The sequence below is a fragment of the uncultured Massilia sp. genome (assembly GCF_913773735.1).
Classification (GTDB): domain Bacteria; phylum Pseudomonadota; class Gammaproteobacteria; order Burkholderiales; family Burkholderiaceae_D; genus Telluria.
Window position 1 is genome coordinate 12,154 of record NZ_CAJYEB010000021.1, and the last position, 15,804, is coordinate 27,957.

The window sequence follows — 15,804 nt, forward strand, 5'->3', positions numbered from 1 at the left end:
GTGGGCGCGTTCTACATTTTTCGTTTGATTGCTAGTGAGCCGACGGCAGTGCCGGTTCGTCCAGACACCTATTACTTTCTGCTGCCAACCAAAAACGGGCTCTACGAGAATGCGTTGAAGGCGCAGGCGATTGCGATCTATGCGCCGGATGGGATGCGCGAGCTGAAGATGGCACTCATCGCGTTCACGCAGTAAGATGGATGGCGACGCGCCATGCGTTTCATGCTATTGCTGGCTGCGCTACTCTGCACCGATAAGTCAATGCCGTTGAGTAGCGCTGACTACAATCTCTAAGCACTTCTCCACAGGTCGCTGGGCCTAACTGTCGAATCCCGTTCTGTGATAAACGCGTTCAACGAATAACTCTGGTCGCTTTTGCTGCCATTCCTTGAGCGCGAGGATGGTTAGGGGCTGCCGATGGCGCGTTGTGGAATACGGTGGTTGTACAGATTCAGATAATTCAGCAATGTAGCTGTAAATCGGCCCTGCTATCGAAATGGGTCTGCCGAAGCAACTCGTTGATGCGTCCGTTGAAACGTTCGACTATGCCGTAGGTTTGCGGGTGACGCGGCGGTGCCAGCCGATGCTCGGCAGGCAGGCCTGCGCAGGCGACGTCGAAAGCATGTTTGCCGCTGGGCTTCTTGTCTTTGTTGGTGAAGCGGCCGGTAAATTACGAGACGTTGTCGGTGAGGATCTTATTGATTTTGATAGGCGAGGCCAGCTTGAGCCGACGCAGAAAATTAATACCGCTTGCCTCAGTCATATCTCCATAGATATGCATGAAAACCCAGCGTGTTGCACGATCGATGGCAGCGAACAGATAGCGGCGCGAGGTCTCGTCCTGCATCTGTGGCAGTACTTGATATCGACGTGGATGAAGCCGGGTTCGTAGTCTTTGACAGCTTTCTTGGGCGCGATCTTCTCGCCTTCGGCAGTCGCAGTCAAGTCCGTCAGGCTGACATGCCTTCACGCTTTAGCAGGTGGGCAATGTCTGTTCGCGAGACGGCCCGGACTGTTCGCATTCGCCAAGCGGCGCGCGAAATTATGAGCTTGCGCGAGCATGTCAGCCAACGTGATATCGCCGTCGATGTAGCGTTGCTGCAGGTCGAGGTCATCAGTTTGCGCATGCATATCTTCGATCGCGAAATTGGCTCGCATTCGTACGACATGGTAGGCGCGTTCTTCGCGAGTTGTTTGATGAAGCTGCACTTGGACCTACCCTTTAAAGCGAAACTTCATCATCGGGCGTTGCTCGACGCTGCCAATTTTCCAGGAGTAAGTACCAACCAAACCGAAAAACGTTGGCGTCCCTGTCGCGTTGTGAGAGATCACTTCTGCATTTTTAGGGATCGTTACGTCCAGGGTGCCGTCGATTTTGATGCCGAGCTGCGATAACTCTTTCTTACTTTTCTCGTTAATTTCCGGCGAACTGATCGTGACGATGCCATCCTTGCCGGTCTTCACATTGACGATGCCGAGCAGGTCGAGCGCTTGTCCCTTGTTGCGTTTCGCTTCTAGCGTGAGATCGTACCGGCCATTTCCTTTATAGCTAATGGACCGCACATCAGGGTTTCGTGTCATCTTCGAAACCTCGCTTCCAAGGGACGCATCGTCTTTGGCGCTGAGCTTTCCCGTCTTTGCAAGCTGTAGCGCTGCCATCCCATGCACTGCAGTGCCTGCATACGAGAACGAGTAGCTCCCATCCGGCTGAAAGTTAGCTTTAGCTGCGAACTTTTCCGGGACCAGACAGCCAGCCAGGATCGTGGCAACAGCGGCAAGGGCGATAACGGAACTGCGATTCATCTGAACTCCAATAGAGACATAGTTGCCGTAGTGTAGCGTAACGTGACAAAATATTGCCCTAAAGGACTATTTTGTTATTTATAAGCGACCCAATGTCGCTCGCCTGGAAGCTGGAACATGCTTTGCCGAGGATCTGGATCCTGATGAGCATCGGACTGACCCGGCGCACCGCTGACTTAGCTACTTCCGCTTTTCGATGAGAACGAACTCCCGGACGAGGCTCCTCCATTCCGCATCGACGCAACCATGGCAGTAGCCCATTCGCGTGCTCCTGATACTGCTGCGCCGCCGGCAATACCGGACGCTATGTTCGGAATCTGCCAGGTGACAACAATAAGCGTTATCGAAAGGAGCGCAAATTCGAATGCCTTCGCCAAGCTATGACTGGTGTCGGCAGCGGCAGCGACCTGTGAAACGAAGGCCTTGGCGATACGCATACTAAGGGTCGTGACGGCGTCCATAAATACGGTGAGCAGCATGTGGTTGACAACCTTGCCGAACCAAGCGTCGAAGAACTTTGTCGTAGGTGGGAAGCCGATCACTTGTCTTAGGCCGAAGCAGGTTCTTGAGGGCTGCTTTGAACGCGGAAGCCGCAACTATAGTGAGTGGAACCGTGCGGGCAGAGTTATTCTTAGTATCAGTCGGCCTTGCCACGCGCGATCCAAGTTCATTTGGGCGGTGCGTAGGTTCAGAATCTCTGACTGGCGCATGCCTGTCTCGATGGCGATGCGCACAATCCAGCCAAGCATCGGATTGCTGTGCTGGTCGACAGCCTGCAGCGGACGTTTTTCTTCAGCCTAGCTAAGGCGGCGGTCACGGCCTTTTCCGGGACTTGGCTTGCGGATCGCGGACACAGGATTGTGAGTGAGGCCCAGGCCCCATTCCTGAATAGCGATGGTGAACAGGTTGCTGAGCAAGGCCAGCTCGATCCGCACCGTGTTGTTTGACTTGCCTGCGGCGATACGATGATCGCGATAGGATGCGACCAAGTCGCTGAGAGCGCTGCCATCGAGTACTTGCCGAGAAAGCCCGCCAGGTGCTCGGCCGTGATCTTCTCGCTGCGCTACGTGGTCGGCGTCTTGGTCGGTGTGACTTCCTTCAGATACCGCTGCAGCGCCTCTTTGACGGTCAGGCGCTCGGCGCCGGCCCGCGAGATGTACACCCCGCGAACCACTTATCTCCGGTGCTGCGCGCCTAGTCGTTGACGTCGCGTTTTGTTCGGAAAGCCTTGGAAGTGATGGGCCACTCCTGCTTGCGGATGATGGCTTTCCATGCGCCTGCGTCGATCTTAACGAATGTCGTCATTGAGCCTCTGTGATCGTAGGTGCACCTAAAATGTACCTATTGAAGATTCACAAAGACAAATGCCTTAGAGGAAGGTCATCTAAGGCACTGTTTTCAAAGCTAAATTTTGGTGCCGGCTGCAGGACTCGAACCCGCCACCTGATGATTACAAATCAACTGCTCTACCTGATGAGCTAAGCCGGCAATGTGGCGAGAATTATACCCTTATTTGATACGGGTCAACGTCGGCCGTCCGCCTTTTTTGGGCGGTTCGTTGTCGCCGTCCGGCTGCGACGGCGCTTCCGACGCGTTCGGCACCGCCGACAGCCCCGGCCCAGCGGCAGGTTCCACGGCAGGAGACGCCGGCGCCGGCGTCTCGGCCGCCGTCGTGCTCACGTCGAAGGCCATGCCCTGGCCGTTTTCGTTGGCGTAGATCGCCAGCACGTTGTGCACCGGGATGTACAGCTCGCGCGAGACGCCGTTGAAGCGGGCGCGGAAGGTGATGGCGTCGTTGTCCATCTTCAGGCCCGATGTGGCGCCGTAGCTGATGTTCAGGATGATCTCGCCCTTCTTGACGTATTCCATCGGGACGGTGGTCGCGGCGTCGACCTTGACGGCCAGGTAGGGCGTGTAGCCGCTGTCCGTGCACCATTCGTAGATGGCACGCAGCAGGTACGGCTTGGTGGAGATGTCGGGCATGTTCGGGATCGCAATGAAACGGAAGTCACAGGCAGTGTACTTCGATTCGCCGGCGGCGTCGAAGCAGGGCATGCAACGGTGTCCGGCGGCGCCAGCCGCCGGACGGGAAGATCAGCGGCGCATGACCTTTTCGGACGGGGTCAGCGCTTCGATGTAGGCCGGGCGCGAGAAGATGCGCTCGGCGTATTTCATCAGCGGGGCCGCGGTCTTCGACAGTTCGATGCCGTAGTGGTCCAGGCGCCACAGCAGCGGGGCGATGGCCACGTCCAGCATCGAGAATTCGTCGCCCAGCATGTACTTGTTCTTCAGGAACAGCGGCGCCAGCGTCGTCAGGCGGTCGCGGATTTCGGCGCGGGCCTTGTCGTGGCTCTTGTCGCCGACCTTGCTGCGCTCGTTTTCCAGCGTGTTCACGTGGACGAACAGCTCTTTTTCGAAGTTGAACAGCATCAGGCGGGCGCGGGCGCGCATCAGCGGGTCGGCCGGCATCAGTTGCGGGTGCGGGAAGCGTTCGTCGATGTACTCGTTGATGATGTTCGATTCGTACAGGATCAGTTCGCGCTCGACCAGGATCGGCACCTGGCCGTACGGGTTCATCGTGGAGATGTCTTCCGGCTTGTTGAACAGGTCGACGTCGCGCACCTCGAAGTCCATGCCCTTTTCGAACAGGACGAGGCGGCAGCGTTGGGAGAACGGGCACGTGGTGCCGGAATAGAGAACCATCATGGTTTATAGTTCCTTCAAGTAACAAAGGGGTGAGGCCACGCGGCCCACCCCAGAATAGACATTGCTCGCATTATAACCGGGCAACTGCGCCGGGCAACTGCGTAAGGCAACTGCGCCAGGCGCCGGCACGGGCAATCAGCTCACTTTACGCCTTTCCAATACGACTCGTTCAGGCGCCAGGCAAGGAACGCGAACAGCGACAGGAAGATCACCACGATCGCGCCGAGGCGCTTGCGCAGGTCGCGTGTCGGTTCGGCCATCCAGCTCATGTAGGCGACCAGGTCGGCGACCTGGGCATCGAATTCCTGCGTGGTCATCGTGCCCGGCGTCACCTGCTCGAAGCCGTCGAAGCGGTGCACGGTCTTGCCCTTCTCGTGCGGGTCCGCTTCCTCGACCATCTTGATGGTGCGCACGCCCTGCATTTCCCACAGCACGTGCGGCATCGCCACGTTCGGCACGACCAGGTTGTTCCAGCCGGTCGGGCGGGCGTCGTCCTTGTAGAACGAGCGCAGGTAGGTGTACAGGTAGTCGGCGCCGCTGCCGGCGCTGGACGCCTTGGCGCGCGCGATCACCGTCAGGTCCGGCGGCACGGCGCCGAACCACGCTTTCGCATCGGCCGGACGCATCGCGATATTCATCATGTCGCCCACTTTTTCGCCCGAGAACAGCAGGTTGTTCTTGATCTGGTCCTCGTTCAGGCCCAGGTCGCGCAGGCGGTTGTAGCGCATCGACGACGCCGAGTGGCAGTTCAGGCAGTAGTTGACGAACAGCTTGGCGCCGTTCTGCAGCGAGGCGATGTCGCTGCGCTCCGGCGCGCGGTCCAGCGCCACGCCGCCTTCGCTGGCGAACACGAGTCCCGGCAACAGCGCCAGGACCGCGAGCAATTTCTTCGAAAAGTTCATGGTTGTCCTTTGGCTAGTTTCCAGCATCAATGCGGGGTGAAGGTGACACGGGTCGGGACCGGCTTGAAGCGGCCCCAGGTGCTCCACCACGGCATCAGGAGGAAGAAGCTGAAGTACAACAGCGTGCAGGCCTGGGCCAGCAGCGTGAAGGCCGGCGTCGGCAACTGGGTGCCGAGATAACCCAGCACCAGAAAGGCGACGAAGAACACGCCGTACACGGTCTTGTGCCAGTTCGGACGGTAGCGGATCGAGCGCACCGGCGAATGGTCGAGCCAAGGCAGCAGGGCCAGGATCACGACGGCCGAGCCGAACAGCACCACGCCCCAGAACTTCGCGTCGAGCACCTGCGGCAGCATGCCGATCTCGAGCACGATGGCGAGCACGGTGATGCCGAGCTTGGTCTTCTGCGACAGGCGCGAGCGCAGCCAGATGAACACGACGTAGGCGGCCAGGCCGGCCATCACGACCCACATGAAGTCGGACGTGGTGGCGCGCAGCACCGAGTAGAACGGCGTGAAGTACCAGGTCGGGGCGATGTGCGGCGGGGTCTTGAGCGAGTCGGCCGGGATGAAGTTGTTGTACTCCAGGAAGTAGCCGCCCATTTCCGGCGCGAAAAACACGATGGCGCTGTAGATCAGCAGGAACATCGACACGCCGAACAGGTCCTTGGTCGTGTAGTACGGATGCGACGGGATGGCGTCGACGCCGTGGCCGTCCGGGCCCAGGTTTTCCTTGACCTCGATGCCGTCCGGGTTGTTCGAGCCGACTTCGTGCAGCGCGATCAGGTGGGCGGCCACCAGGCCCAGCAGCACCAGCGGGATCGCGATCACGTGGAAGGCGAAGAAGCGGTTCAGGGTGGCGTCCGACACCACGTAGTCGCCGCGGATCCACAGCGACAGGTCGTTGCCGATCACGGGAATCGCGCCGAACAGGTTGACGATCACCTGGGCGCCCCAGTACGACATCTGGCCCCAGGGCAGCAGGTAGCCGAAGAAGGCCTCGGCCATCAGGCACAGGAAGATCGCGAAGCCGAACAGCCAGATCAGCTCGCGCGGCTTGCGGTAGGAGCCGTACAGCAGGCCCCGGGTCATGTGCAGGTAGACGACGATGAAGAAGGCCGAGGCGCCGGTCGAGTGCATGTAGCGCACCAGCCAGCCCCAGGGCACTTCCTTCATGATGTACTCGACCGAGCCGAACGCAAGGTTGGCGTCAGGCTTGTAGTGCATCGTGAGGAAGATGCCGGTGACGATCTGCAGCACCAGCACCAGCATGGCCAGCGAGCCGAACAGGTACCAGACGTTGAAGTTCTTCGGTGCGTAGTACTTGCCCCACTGGTCGTTCCACAGCTTGGTCAGCGGGAAGCGGTCGTCGACCCAGGCCAGCGCCTTGTCGCCGGCCGGCGCGTCGGCCGGAAGCTTGGTTTCCTTGAACGCGCCCATGTTATGCCTCGCCTTTCTCGTCTTTGCCGATCACCATCTTGTTATCGGACAGATACATATAGGGGGGAACATCGAGGTTGGCCGGCGCCGGCTTGTTCTTGAAGACGCGGCCGGCCAGGTCGAAGGTGGAGCCGTGGCACGGGCACAGGAAGCCGCCGTGCCAGTCGTCCGGCAGGTTGGGCTGGGGGCCTTCGGTGAAGCGGGAGGAGGGCGAGCAGCCCAGGTGGGAGCAGATGCCCACCGTGACCAGCACTTCCTTGTGCTCGGGGCGCGCGCGGAATTCGTTCTTGGCGTACTCCGGCATGTCGATCTGGAACGACTTGTCGGACTTCGGATCGGCCACCAGATTGTCGTTCTTCGGCAGGCTGGCCATCATTTCCGGTGTCCGGCGCAGGATCCACACCGGCTTGCCGCGCCATTCCACCACTTTCATTTCGCCGGGCTTGACGTCGGAGATGTCCACTTCGACGGGAGCGCCGGCGGCCTTCGCTCGCTCGGACGGCTGTAGCGTGCTGACCAGTACCCCGGCCGTTGAAACACCGACAACCCCGCCCGCCGCGCATGTAGCCACGAGCAAGCCTCGCCGGCCCGTATCGACCTGCTTCTCATTACTCATACCAACTCCGTTCGTCAAATGCGAATGATGATTGCAACGAAAAATGTTGCAATGCAGTAAAAACCCTTCTGGTAACGAGCCATTATATGTGAACAGTTTTGCAAACTAAAGAATAACCCTTTGCATTACTAAGGCGCTGTTCACAATATGCATTTTCTTTAGAAACACTTTTGACAGTAGGGGATTGCTCTAGGGAGACACGACACAAGATTCCTGTATCATCGTCTTGGAAATACAACATTTTTAAAAGGACAAGGAGGGCCAGGATGGCGATGTTCGAAGAATTCAAGAAATTTGCCATGAAAGGCAACGTGGTCGACCTTGCCGTCGGCGTCATCATCGGCGGTGCCTTCGGCAAGATCGTCGACTCGCTGGTGCAGGACGTGATCATGCCGCCGATCGGCAAGCTGTTCGGCGGCCTGGACTTCGCCAGCTACTACATTCCGCTGAACGGCCAGGCCTACGGCCTGTCGCTGGCCGAAGCCAAGAAGGCCGGCGCCGTGCTGGCCTACGGCAACTTCATCACGATCCTGCTGAACTTCCTGATCCTGGCCTTTGTCATCTTCCAGATGGTGCGCCTGATGAACCGCCTGCGTCACTCCTTGCAGCGCGAGGAAGACGCCAAGCCGGCCGCCCCGCCCCCGCCGCCGCCCGAGGACATCCTCCTGCTGCGCGAGATCCGGGATTCCCTGAAAAAATAACCTGGATAACACCATGCGCCGCTACTGGCTGCTGTTCGCCCAGACCGTCACGATCGCGCTCGGCGTGCTCGCCGCACTCCTCGCGGTGCTCGCCGTCGTGCGGCCGGGGTGGCTGGAGCGTGCGCCGGCGCGCGTCACGGTCGGCGGCGCGGGGCAGCCGGTGCCGGTGCTGCAGGCGGCGGACGGCGCCGCACCCGGCAGCTTCCGCGAGGCGGCCGGGCGCGCGATGCCGGCGGTGGTCAACATCCTCACCAGCAAGGCGATGCGCGATGCGCACCCGCTGCTCAAGGACCCGTTCTTCCGCCGCTTCTTCGGCGACAAGCTGCCGCCGCAGGAGCAGATGGCCAGCCTGGGTTCCGGCGTGATCGTCAGCAGCGACGGCTACATCCTCACCAACTACCACGTGATCGAAGGCGCCGACGAGATCGAGGTCGGCCTGGCCGACGGCCGCAAGGCCGCCGCGACCATCGTCGGCACCGATCCCGAGACCGACCTGGCCGTGATCCGCATCCGCGCCGACCGCCTGCCGGTGATCGTGCTGGGCGATCCGGCCCGGGCGCGCGTGGGCGACGTGGTGCTGGCCATCGGCAATCCGTTCGGCGTCGGCCAGACGGTCACGCTGGGCATCATTTCCGCGCTGGGCCGCAACAACCTGCACATCAACCACTTCGAGAACTTCATCCAGACCGACGCCGCGATCAACTTCGGCAACTCGGGCGGCGCGCTGGTCGATACGCGCGGCAACCTGCTCGGCATCAATTCGGCGATCTATTCGCAGACCGGTGGCTCGGTGGGCATCGGCTTCGCGATCCCGGTCACCACGGCCAAGAGCGTGCTCGACGCCATCGTCAAGCACGGCCAGGTGGTGCGCGGCTGGATCGGCGTCGAATCCCAGGACATCACGCCGGAACTGGCGCGCAGCTTCGGCCTGGGGCGCGAGGAGGGCGCGATCATCGCCGGCGTCGTGCGCGGCAGCCCGGCCGACCGCGCCGGCGTGCGTCCGGGCGACATCCTGCTCGCCGTCGAGGGCAAGCGGGTCGCCAGCACCAACGACATGATGAACCTGATTGCCGACCTGCCGCCGGGCGGCAAGGCCACGCTGACCGTGATGCGCAAGAACCGCGAGGCGAAGCTCGACGTCACCGTCGGCCGGCGCCCGCGCCAGACTCCCTGAAACCCGTTGTACACGACACCGACGATATCCATGCACCTGCGCGACCTGACGCAATTCCTGACCGAGCTCCGCGAGAACAACACCCGTCCCTGGTTCATCATGAACAAGCCGCGCTACGACATCCTGCGCGTCGAGTTCCTCGATGTGCTCACCGAGCTGATCAAGGAGATCGGCAAGTTCGACCGGCAGATCCTCGCCTGCGACCCGAAGAAGGCGATGTTCCGCTTCCAGCGTGACACCCGCTTCTCCCACGACAAGACCCCGTACAAGACGCATTTCTCGGCCGGTATCGCGCCGGGCAACAAGCGCCGCCCCAGCGAGGGCGGCGGCCCGACCTATTATTTCCACATCGAGGCCGACGGCACGCTGCTGTTCGGCGCCGGCGAATACCTGCCGCCGCCGGCGCGGCTGAAGGCGATCCGCGAGCACGTGGTCAACGATGCGACAGGATTCTCCAAAATGTTGAAGAATAAACATCTGCGCGCGACCTATGGCGACCTGAATCCGGAAGACAAGCTGCAGCGCCCGCCCAAGGGCTTCGACCCCGCCCATCCGCTGGTCGACTACCTGAAGCTCAAGAGCTATTTCGTCTGGATCGAGACGAAGCTCGACATCAATGCCCCGGAAAAACTGGTGCCGCAGCTCGCGCAGGGATTCAAGGACGCCACCGCGCTGGTCACCTGGCTACGCGGGGTGCCGCAGGTTTTCGACGACGCGTAAATCAGGAGATTTGAACATGGCTTTGCAGCATGCAGTATCGGGGGAACGGATCGCGCTGCAGCGCGGCGAGGACGACATCGCGAACTTCACGTCGATTGCCCTGATCAAGACCGACCACATGGAACTGATCCGGCTGGTGCTGCCGACCGACAAGCCGATGCCCGAGCACAGCGTGGAAGGCGAGATCACGCTGCTGTGCCTGGAAGGGGAAATCGCCTTCGAGGCCCACGGCCGCACGACGATCCTGCATCCGAACGACATGGTCTACCTGGCCGGCGGCGAACCGCATTCGGTGCGCGCCGTCAAGGACGCGGTGGCCCTCTTGACCATCCTGCTGCATCCGGGCGACAACAGCGGCGGGCCGGTGCGCTAGGGGTCCGCGCCCGGTTTTTCTTTCGGGGCGCCGGCCCCGGTTTCCGGCCACGCCCCGTAGGGTGCGCACCCCGTGCGCACCCTGCACGGCCGCTGGCATCGCCGCGAACCGCTACGCCAGCTCGTTACGCGGATCCCGCTCCATCAGCTGCGCCACCATGTCCGGCGCCGCATCCCCGTCGAACAGCACGCCCGCCACCGCATTGGTGATCGGCATGTCCACGCCCATCCTGGCCGCCAGCTCGCGTACCGCCTTGGCGCAGGGCACGCCTTCGGCCACGTGGCCGAGTTCCCTGACGATCTGGTCGAGCGGCTTGCCCTGGGCCAGTGCCAGGCCGACGCGGCGGTTGCGCGACAGGTCGCCCGTGCAGGTCAGGATCAGGTCGCCCATGCCGGTCAGGCCCATGAAGGTGCCGGCCTGCGCGCCCAGGGCGGTGCCCAGGCGCGTGATCTCGGCCAGGCCGCGCGTGATCAGCGCCGCGCGCGCGTTCAGGCCCAGTCCCAGGCCGTCGGCCGTGCCGGTGGCGATCGCCAGGATGTTCTTCACCGCGCCGCCCACCTCGACGCCGACGAGGTCGTCGCAGGAATAGACGCGGATGTTATTGCCGTGCACCAGCGACACGACGCGCTCGCGCAAGGCGGCCGACGCCGACGCCACGGTCAGCGCGCACGGCAGGCCGCGCGCCACTTCCTGGGCGAACGAGGGGCCGGACAGCGCGGCGCCGGGCACGTCGTCGCCCAGCACCTCGTGCACCACCTGGTGCGGCAGCAGGCCGGTGCCGTATTCGAAACCCTTGCACAGCCAGACGACGTTCGGGATCGCGCGGCCCTTGAGCCGTTCCAGCAGCGGGCGCAGGCCGGCCACGGGGCAGGCCAGGATCAGCAGCGGTTCCGCGCCCGGCGCGGCCGCGGCGCCGGACGCGACGTGGGCCACGGCGGCGTCGAGGTCGGCGCTCACCCGCAGCGTGTCCGGGAACGGGAAGCCGGCCAGGTAATCGGTATTGTCGCGGGCGGCGCCGAGGCGCGCCATCTGGTCGGGATTGCGGCCCCACAGCAGCACGTCGTGGCGCGCCGCCAGCGCGATCGCGACGGCGGTGCCCCAGGCGCCGGCGCCCAGGACGGTGATCGGTTGGGAGGATTTGACTTCTTGCATGGGTCTCCTGGCTTAGATGCCCCAGATCTCGCTGGCCTTGACGTAGCCGCTGATGCCGTCGCGGTGGCGCACGCGCACCCATGGCCCGGCATCCGGGTCGACCAGCTCGAGCAGGACGTTCTTGTCGGCCGTCATGACGACGGGCGCATTGTCTTCCGGTGCGGAGCGTACCTTGGTGCCGGCCACGCGCACGATCACGTTGCGCTTCGCGGACAGGCCGCGCGCCTCGGTCCAGGCCATGTCGCCCGCGGCGTCGCGCACCTTGACCCATTCGCCGTAGCTGAGCACCACCTCGACCGGCATGCCGCTGGGCGCCACGTACAACCTGGCGCCCTTGGCCGACGGGGCATCGTACAGCACGACGGGGCGTGCGCCCACGGTCTTGAAATCGAAGGCATGGGCCGCGCACGAGACCAGCGACAGGATGCCGGCGGCAAGGAGACGGGAATGGCTGCGGATGGAGCGCATGGCTTGGCCTTTGGGAAAACGCGTCGCGCCGAAAGGCAGAAGAAAAAGGCGTCCGGCCCCGCCCCGGCAGGGCGGCGCGGGACGCCTCGGTGGGTATTACTGGACAGCCTGGGTGCCGGCGGCCTGCTCGGCCAGTGCCTGGCGGCGCTGCTGGTAGAACACTTCGAAGTTGATCTCGGCCAGGTGCACGGGCGGGAAGCCGGCACGGGTGATCACGTCGGCGATGTTGCTGCGCAGGTAAGGATAGATGATGTTCGGGCAGCCGATGCCCAGCAGCGGATCCATCTGGTCAGCCGGGATGTTGCGTGCTTCGAAGATGCCAGCCTGCTTGCCTTCGACCAGGAAAGCGACCTTGTCCTTGACCTTGGCGGTCACGGTGATGGTGACGGTCGATTCGTAGATGCCATCGGCGATGCCTTCGGCGCCGACGTCCAGCGAGACCTCGATGGTCGGGGCTTCCTGCTCCAGGAAGATCGCCGGGGAATTCGGTTGTTCCAGCGACAGGTCTTTCAGGTAGACACGCTGGATTTGGAATACGGGTTGCAGGTTTTCGTCAGCCATGGAACGCTTTCGTTTAATTGTGTGAAGAACGACGAACCTGTCGTTCAAGATGCTTGAGTATCAAGGCATCGGCAATTGTATCAAAACCAATTCGGATGCAATAGCGTTGCCGCGTGCGCCGGCAGGCCTGCCGGGCTGCGCGGCAAGCCAGCGGAAAGCGTGCGGGACGCCGTTTCCGGCGCCCCGGCGAGGCCGGAAAATCAGGCCGCTTCGCCCTTCAGGAGCGGGTCCAGGCGGCCCTGCTGGTCGAGTGCGTACAGGTCGTCGAAGCCGCCCACGTGGGTGTCGCCCACGTAGATCTGCGGCACGGTGCGGCGGCCGGTGCGCTGCATCATGATGGCGCGCTGTTCCGGATCGAGGTCGATGCGGATGCGTTCGATGTCGCTGACTCCCTTGGCTTCCAGCAGGCGCTCGGCGCGCACGCAGTAGGGGCAGCTTGCGGTGTGGTAGAGAACGACGTGGGCTGTCATGACATGATCCTTTCGGTTATTTGATCAGGGGCAAGCCAGCGGCCGTCCAGGCCGCGATGCCGCCTTCCAGGGTATAGATATCGTCGAACCCCGCCGCTTTCAACTGGCTGGCGGCCTTGGCGGCGCGATTGCCGCTCTGGTCGACGACGATCACGGTCTTGACCTTGGCCTTGTCCAGCTCCTTGAGGCGGTTGGCCAGGTCGGCCAGCGGAATGTGCTTCGCATCACGCAAGTGCCCGGCAGCAAATTCTTCGGGGCTGCGCACATCGACCACGGCGGTGCTTTTGCCGCGGTTGAGCATCTGGGTTGCCTGCGTCGGCGTGGCCTGGCGGCCGCGCGGGGCCAGGGACATCACCAGCAGGGCGCCGCCCGAGGCGACGGCGATGGCAACGGTAAAGAGATGGTCGAGGATGAAATTCACGAAGTTTCCGTTGGTTGAACTGAATTCCGGCATTATAAAATAGAAGTCGGATAGGGATTTCATGCACACTTTTTTATAGAAAAGACGCTTATGTACAAAATCGTATTCATGCGCCACGGCGAATCGACCTGGAACCTGGAAAACCGCTTCACCGGCTGGACCGACGTCGACTTGACCGAGAAGGGCGTCAAGGAAGCGAAACTGGCGGGCCAGCAGCTGCGCGACGCCGGCTTCACCTTCGACCTGGCCTACACCTCGGTGCTCAAGCGCGCGATCCGCACGCTGTGGCTGGCGATGGACGAGATGGACATGATGTGGCTGCCGGTCAAGAACGACTGGCGCCTGAACGAGCGTCACTACGGCGCCCTGCAGGGCCTGGACAAGGCCGAGACCGCCGCCAAGTTCGGCGACGAGCAGGTGCTGGTCTGGCGCCGCAGCTACGACACGCCGCCGCCGGCGCTGGAAGCGTCCGACGAGCGCACGTCGTTCGCCGATCCGCGCTATGCCGGCCTGGACAAGGCGCAGATCCCGCTGACCGAATGCCTGAAGGACACCGTGGCCCGCGTGATGCCGGCCTGGGACGAGGAGATCGCCCCGGCCATCCGCGCCGGCAAGAAGATCCTGATCTCGGCCCACGGCAACAGCCTGCGCGCCCTGATCAAGATGCTGGACAACATCAGCGACGCCGACATCGTCGGCCTGAACATCCCCAACGGCACCCCGCTGGTGTACGAGCTGGACGAGGACCTCAAGCCGATCCGCCACTACTACCTGGGCGACCAGGACGCGATCGCCGCCAAGATGGCCGCCGTCGCCAACCAAGGGAAGGCAAAGTAAGTCTTGCGCTTTTTCGTGAAGAAAGCCGCCGCCGGCAAGCTGCTGTGCGGCTTGTTGACCGGATTGTTGGCGGGCCTGCTGGCCGTCGGCGCCGCCCACGCGGCGCCGCGCCAGACCGAGCGCAGCAAGCAGAAGGCCGCCGCGGAAAAGTCGCGCGCGGCCATCCAGCAAAAGCTGAGCGTCCTCAAGAAGGACATCACCCGCACCGAAAGCGCCAAGGAAGACGCGGCCGACGAACTGGCCGCGTCGGAAGAGGCCATCTCGGACGCCAACCGCTCGCTGCGCGAGCTGTCCGAGGAACAGGCCGCGACCAATGCGCGGCTGCGCGATCTTTCCACCGAACAGGGCCGGCTGGCGGATACCATTTCCGGCCAAAAGGTGCAGCTGGCCAGGCTGCTGCGCGAACATTATGTCGCGGGTAACGAAGACCGCATCAAATTGCTGCTGTCGGGCGACAATCCGAACCGCATCAACCGCGACCTGCAGATGATGGCCTACGTGTCGCAGGCGCAGGCGAAGTTGTTGACGTCGCTGCGCGACAACCTGGCGGCGGTCGAGGCCAACCAGGCCCAGACCCAGAACGCCAAGGACGAGCTGGAAGAAATCGCCCAGGAGCAGCGCGACCAGAAGGCGCTGCTGGAAAAGGAAAAGGCCAAGCGCGCCACCCTGCTGGCCAACCTGTCGAGCAAGCTGAACGACCAGCGCAAGCAGGCCAGCCGCCTGGAACAGGACGAGCAGCGCATGACCGGCCTGGTCGACCAGCTGACGCGGTTGATCCGCGAACAGGAAATCGCCGCCGCGGCGGAGCGCAAGCGCCAGCAGGAACTGGCGGCGGCGCGCGCGCGGGCCGCCGCGGAAGCGAAGGCGAAGGCGCTGGCGCGGGCCAAGGCGCTGCAGGAAGAGCGCGCCCGCCTGGCGCGCGAGGCCGCCAGGACGGGCAAGCCGATGAAACCGCTGCCCGCGCCGGCGCCGGTGCGGGAAGAGCCGCAGGTGGCCGAGGCGCCCAAGGAAACGCCGCAGCGCGCGGCCGATACCGCCCTGGCCGCGGACCTGCCGAGCGGCGCGTTCGCCGGCCTCAAGGGCCGCCTGCCGGCGCCCATCTCCGGCAAGATCGCCGCCCGCTTCGGCGCCAAGCGCGGCGACGGTCCGGCCTGGCGCGGCATGTTCATCAAGGCGCCGGAAGGCACCGACGTGCGCGCCATCGCGGCCGGCCGCGTGGTATTTTCCAGCTGGATGCGCGGTTATGGCAATTTGATCATCATTAACCATGGTGGTGAATACCTGTCGATCTACGGGAACAGCCAGAGCCTCATGAAACGCGTGGGCGATTCGGTCCGGCCGGGCGAGGTGATCGCCAGCGCGGGCAATACCGGCGGCAACGAGGAATCGGGGCTATACTTCGAGCTCAGGCATCTCGGCAAGGCCTTCGACCCGGCGGGCTGGGTGAACTTCTAAAGCAGG

General features: G+C 63.0%; 21 protein-coding genes, 1 tRNA gene and 1 pseudogene. 8 read left to right on the forward strand and 15 right to left on the reverse strand.

Annotated elements, in window-relative coordinates:
• Both tssK and QZ749_RS25645 read left to right on the forward strand, forming a co-directional pair.
• Positions 1–195 (forward strand): type VI secretion system baseplate subunit TssK, encoded by a 195-nt coding sequence (gene tssK, locus QZ749_RS08500; RefSeq protein WP_296945504.1) that lies wholly within the window; start codon positions 1–3, stop codon positions 193–195.
• 301 nt (positions 196–496) lie between these two features.
• Complete coding sequence (locus QZ749_RS25645) at positions 497–892, forward strand: hypothetical protein (protein WP_373896801.1); 396 nt, start codon at positions 497–499, stop codon at positions 890–892.
• A gap of 74 nt (positions 893–966) precedes the next feature.
• On the opposite strand, the gene QZ749_RS08510 is transcribed toward QZ749_RS25645, so the two are convergent.
• The 10 genes and pseudogenes from QZ749_RS08510 to petA all read right to left on the reverse strand — a co-directional run bounded on the left by QZ749_RS08510 (position 967) and on the right by petA (position 7,466).
• A complete protein-coding gene (locus QZ749_RS08510; RefSeq protein WP_296945505.1) occupies positions 967–1,158 on the reverse strand; it encodes a hypothetical protein in 192 nt (63 codons plus the stop codon).
• 57 nt (positions 1,159–1,215) lie between these two features.
• A complete protein-coding gene (locus tag QZ749_RS08515) occupies positions 1,216–1,803 on the reverse strand; it encodes a hypothetical protein (RefSeq protein WP_296945507.1) in 588 nt (195 codons plus the stop codon).
• 176 nt (positions 1,804–1,979) lie between these two features.
• Entirely contained in the window at positions 1,980–2,345 is a 366-nt protein-coding gene (locus QZ749_RS08520; RefSeq protein ID WP_296945509.1) for a type IV secretion system protein, read from the reverse strand.
• Positions 2,341–3,108: pseudogene (locus tag QZ749_RS25650) on the reverse strand (tyrosine-type recombinase/integrase); the annotation flags it as partial. The gene QZ749_RS08520 and the pseudogene QZ749_RS25650, both read right to left, overlap by 5 nt.
• A gap of 107 nt (positions 3,109–3,215) precedes the next feature.
• Positions 3,216–3,291: transfer RNA gene (locus QZ749_RS08525), tRNA-Thr, on the reverse strand.
• Positions 3,292–3,312: 21 nt separating this feature from the next.
• Positions 3,313–3,786, reverse strand: coding sequence for a ClpXP protease specificity-enhancing factor (locus tag QZ749_RS08530; protein ID WP_296945511.1), 474 nt, complete (start codon positions 3,784–3,786; stop codon positions 3,313–3,315).
• 111 nt (positions 3,787–3,897) lie between these two features.
• The gene (locus QZ749_RS08535; protein WP_052234221.1) at positions 3,898–4,509 is read right to left on the reverse strand and encodes a glutathione S-transferase N-terminal domain-containing protein; all 612 of its coding nucleotides are present in this window, start codon (positions 4,507–4,509) and stop codon (positions 3,898–3,900) included.
• A 140-nt stretch (positions 4,510–4,649) separates the two neighbouring features.
• Entirely contained in the window at positions 4,650–5,411 is a 762-nt protein-coding gene (locus tag QZ749_RS08540; RefSeq protein WP_296945512.1) for a cytochrome c1, read from the reverse strand.
• A gap of 26 nt (positions 5,412–5,437) precedes the next feature.
• Complete coding sequence (locus tag QZ749_RS08545) at positions 5,438–6,850, reverse strand: cytochrome bc complex cytochrome b subunit (RefSeq protein ID WP_296945514.1); 1,413 nt, start codon at positions 6,848–6,850, stop codon at positions 5,438–5,440.
• Position 6,851: 1 nt separating this feature from the next.
• Complete coding sequence (gene petA / locus QZ749_RS08550; protein ID WP_296945516.1) at positions 6,852–7,466, reverse strand: ubiquinol-cytochrome c reductase iron-sulfur subunit; 615 nt, start codon at positions 7,464–7,466, stop codon at positions 6,852–6,854.
• 266 nt (positions 7,467–7,732) lie between these two features.
• On the opposite strand from petA, the gene mscL reads away from it, so the two are divergent.
• Genes mscL through QZ749_RS08570 form a run of 4 tightly spaced genes read left to right on the forward strand, consistent with a single transcriptional unit; the run spans position 7,733 to position 10,434 of the window.
• On the forward strand, positions 7,733–8,167 hold the full coding sequence (mscL, locus tag QZ749_RS08555) for a large conductance mechanosensitive channel protein MscL (protein WP_296945518.1): 435 nt from the start codon (positions 7,733–7,735) through the stop codon (positions 8,165–8,167).
• 13 nt (positions 8,168–8,180) lie between these two features.
• Positions 8,181–9,341 (forward strand): Do family serine endopeptidase, encoded by a 1,161-nt coding sequence (locus tag QZ749_RS08560; RefSeq protein WP_296945520.1) that lies wholly within the window; start codon positions 8,181–8,183, stop codon positions 9,339–9,341.
• 30 nt (positions 9,342–9,371) lie between these two features.
• Positions 9,372–10,061 carry a DUF2461 domain-containing protein gene (locus QZ749_RS08565; protein ID WP_296945522.1) on the forward strand — a complete coding sequence of 230 codons (690 nt, stop codon included), beginning with the start codon at positions 9,372–9,374 and terminating at the stop codon, positions 10,059–10,061.
• 16 nt (positions 10,062–10,077) lie between these two features.
• A complete protein-coding gene (locus tag QZ749_RS08570) occupies positions 10,078–10,434 on the forward strand; it encodes a cupin domain-containing protein (RefSeq protein ID WP_296945524.1) in 357 nt (118 codons plus the stop codon).
• Positions 10,435–10,545: 111 nt separating this feature from the next.
• Here the strand turns inward: QZ749_RS08570 and QZ749_RS08575 are convergent, their stop codons facing one another.
• The 5 genes from QZ749_RS08575 to QZ749_RS08595 all read right to left on the reverse strand — a co-directional run bounded on the left by QZ749_RS08575 (position 10,546) and on the right by QZ749_RS08595 (position 13,506).
• A complete protein-coding gene (locus tag QZ749_RS08575) occupies positions 10,546–11,586 on the reverse strand; it encodes an NAD(P)H-dependent glycerol-3-phosphate dehydrogenase (protein ID WP_296945525.1) in 1,041 nt (346 codons plus the stop codon).
• 12 nt (positions 11,587–11,598) lie between these two features.
• Complete coding sequence (locus QZ749_RS08580; protein ID WP_296945527.1) at positions 11,599–12,054, reverse strand: SH3 domain-containing protein; 456 nt, start codon at positions 12,052–12,054, stop codon at positions 11,599–11,601.
• 96 nt (positions 12,055–12,150) lie between these two features.
• Positions 12,151–12,615 carry a protein-export chaperone SecB gene (gene secB, locus QZ749_RS08585; protein WP_296945529.1) on the reverse strand — a complete coding sequence of 155 codons (465 nt, stop codon included), beginning with the start codon at positions 12,613–12,615 and terminating at the stop codon, positions 12,151–12,153.
• Between the two features lie 200 nt (positions 12,616–12,815).
• A complete protein-coding gene (gene grxC, locus QZ749_RS08590) occupies positions 12,816–13,085 on the reverse strand; it encodes a glutaredoxin 3 (protein WP_296945531.1) in 270 nt (89 codons plus the stop codon).
• A 16-nt stretch (positions 13,086–13,101) separates the two neighbouring features.
• Positions 13,102–13,506, reverse strand: coding sequence for a rhodanese-like domain-containing protein (locus QZ749_RS08595; RefSeq protein WP_296945590.1), 405 nt, complete (start codon positions 13,504–13,506; stop codon positions 13,102–13,104).
• 90 nt (positions 13,507–13,596) lie between these two features.
• Between QZ749_RS08595 and gpmA the strand changes: the two genes are divergently transcribed.
• Both gpmA and QZ749_RS08605 read left to right on the forward strand, forming a co-directional pair.
• Positions 13,597–14,343, forward strand: a complete 747-nt coding sequence (gene gpmA, locus QZ749_RS08600) for a 2,3-diphosphoglycerate-dependent phosphoglycerate mutase (RefSeq protein WP_296945532.1) — start codon at positions 13,597–13,599, stop codon at positions 14,341–14,343.
• Positions 14,344–14,358: 15 nt separating this feature from the next.
• Positions 14,359–15,798 (forward strand): murein hydrolase activator EnvC, encoded by a 1,440-nt coding sequence (locus QZ749_RS08605; protein WP_373896802.1) that lies wholly within the window; start codon positions 14,359–14,361, stop codon positions 15,796–15,798.
• Positions 15,799–15,804 lie beyond the last annotated feature (6 nt).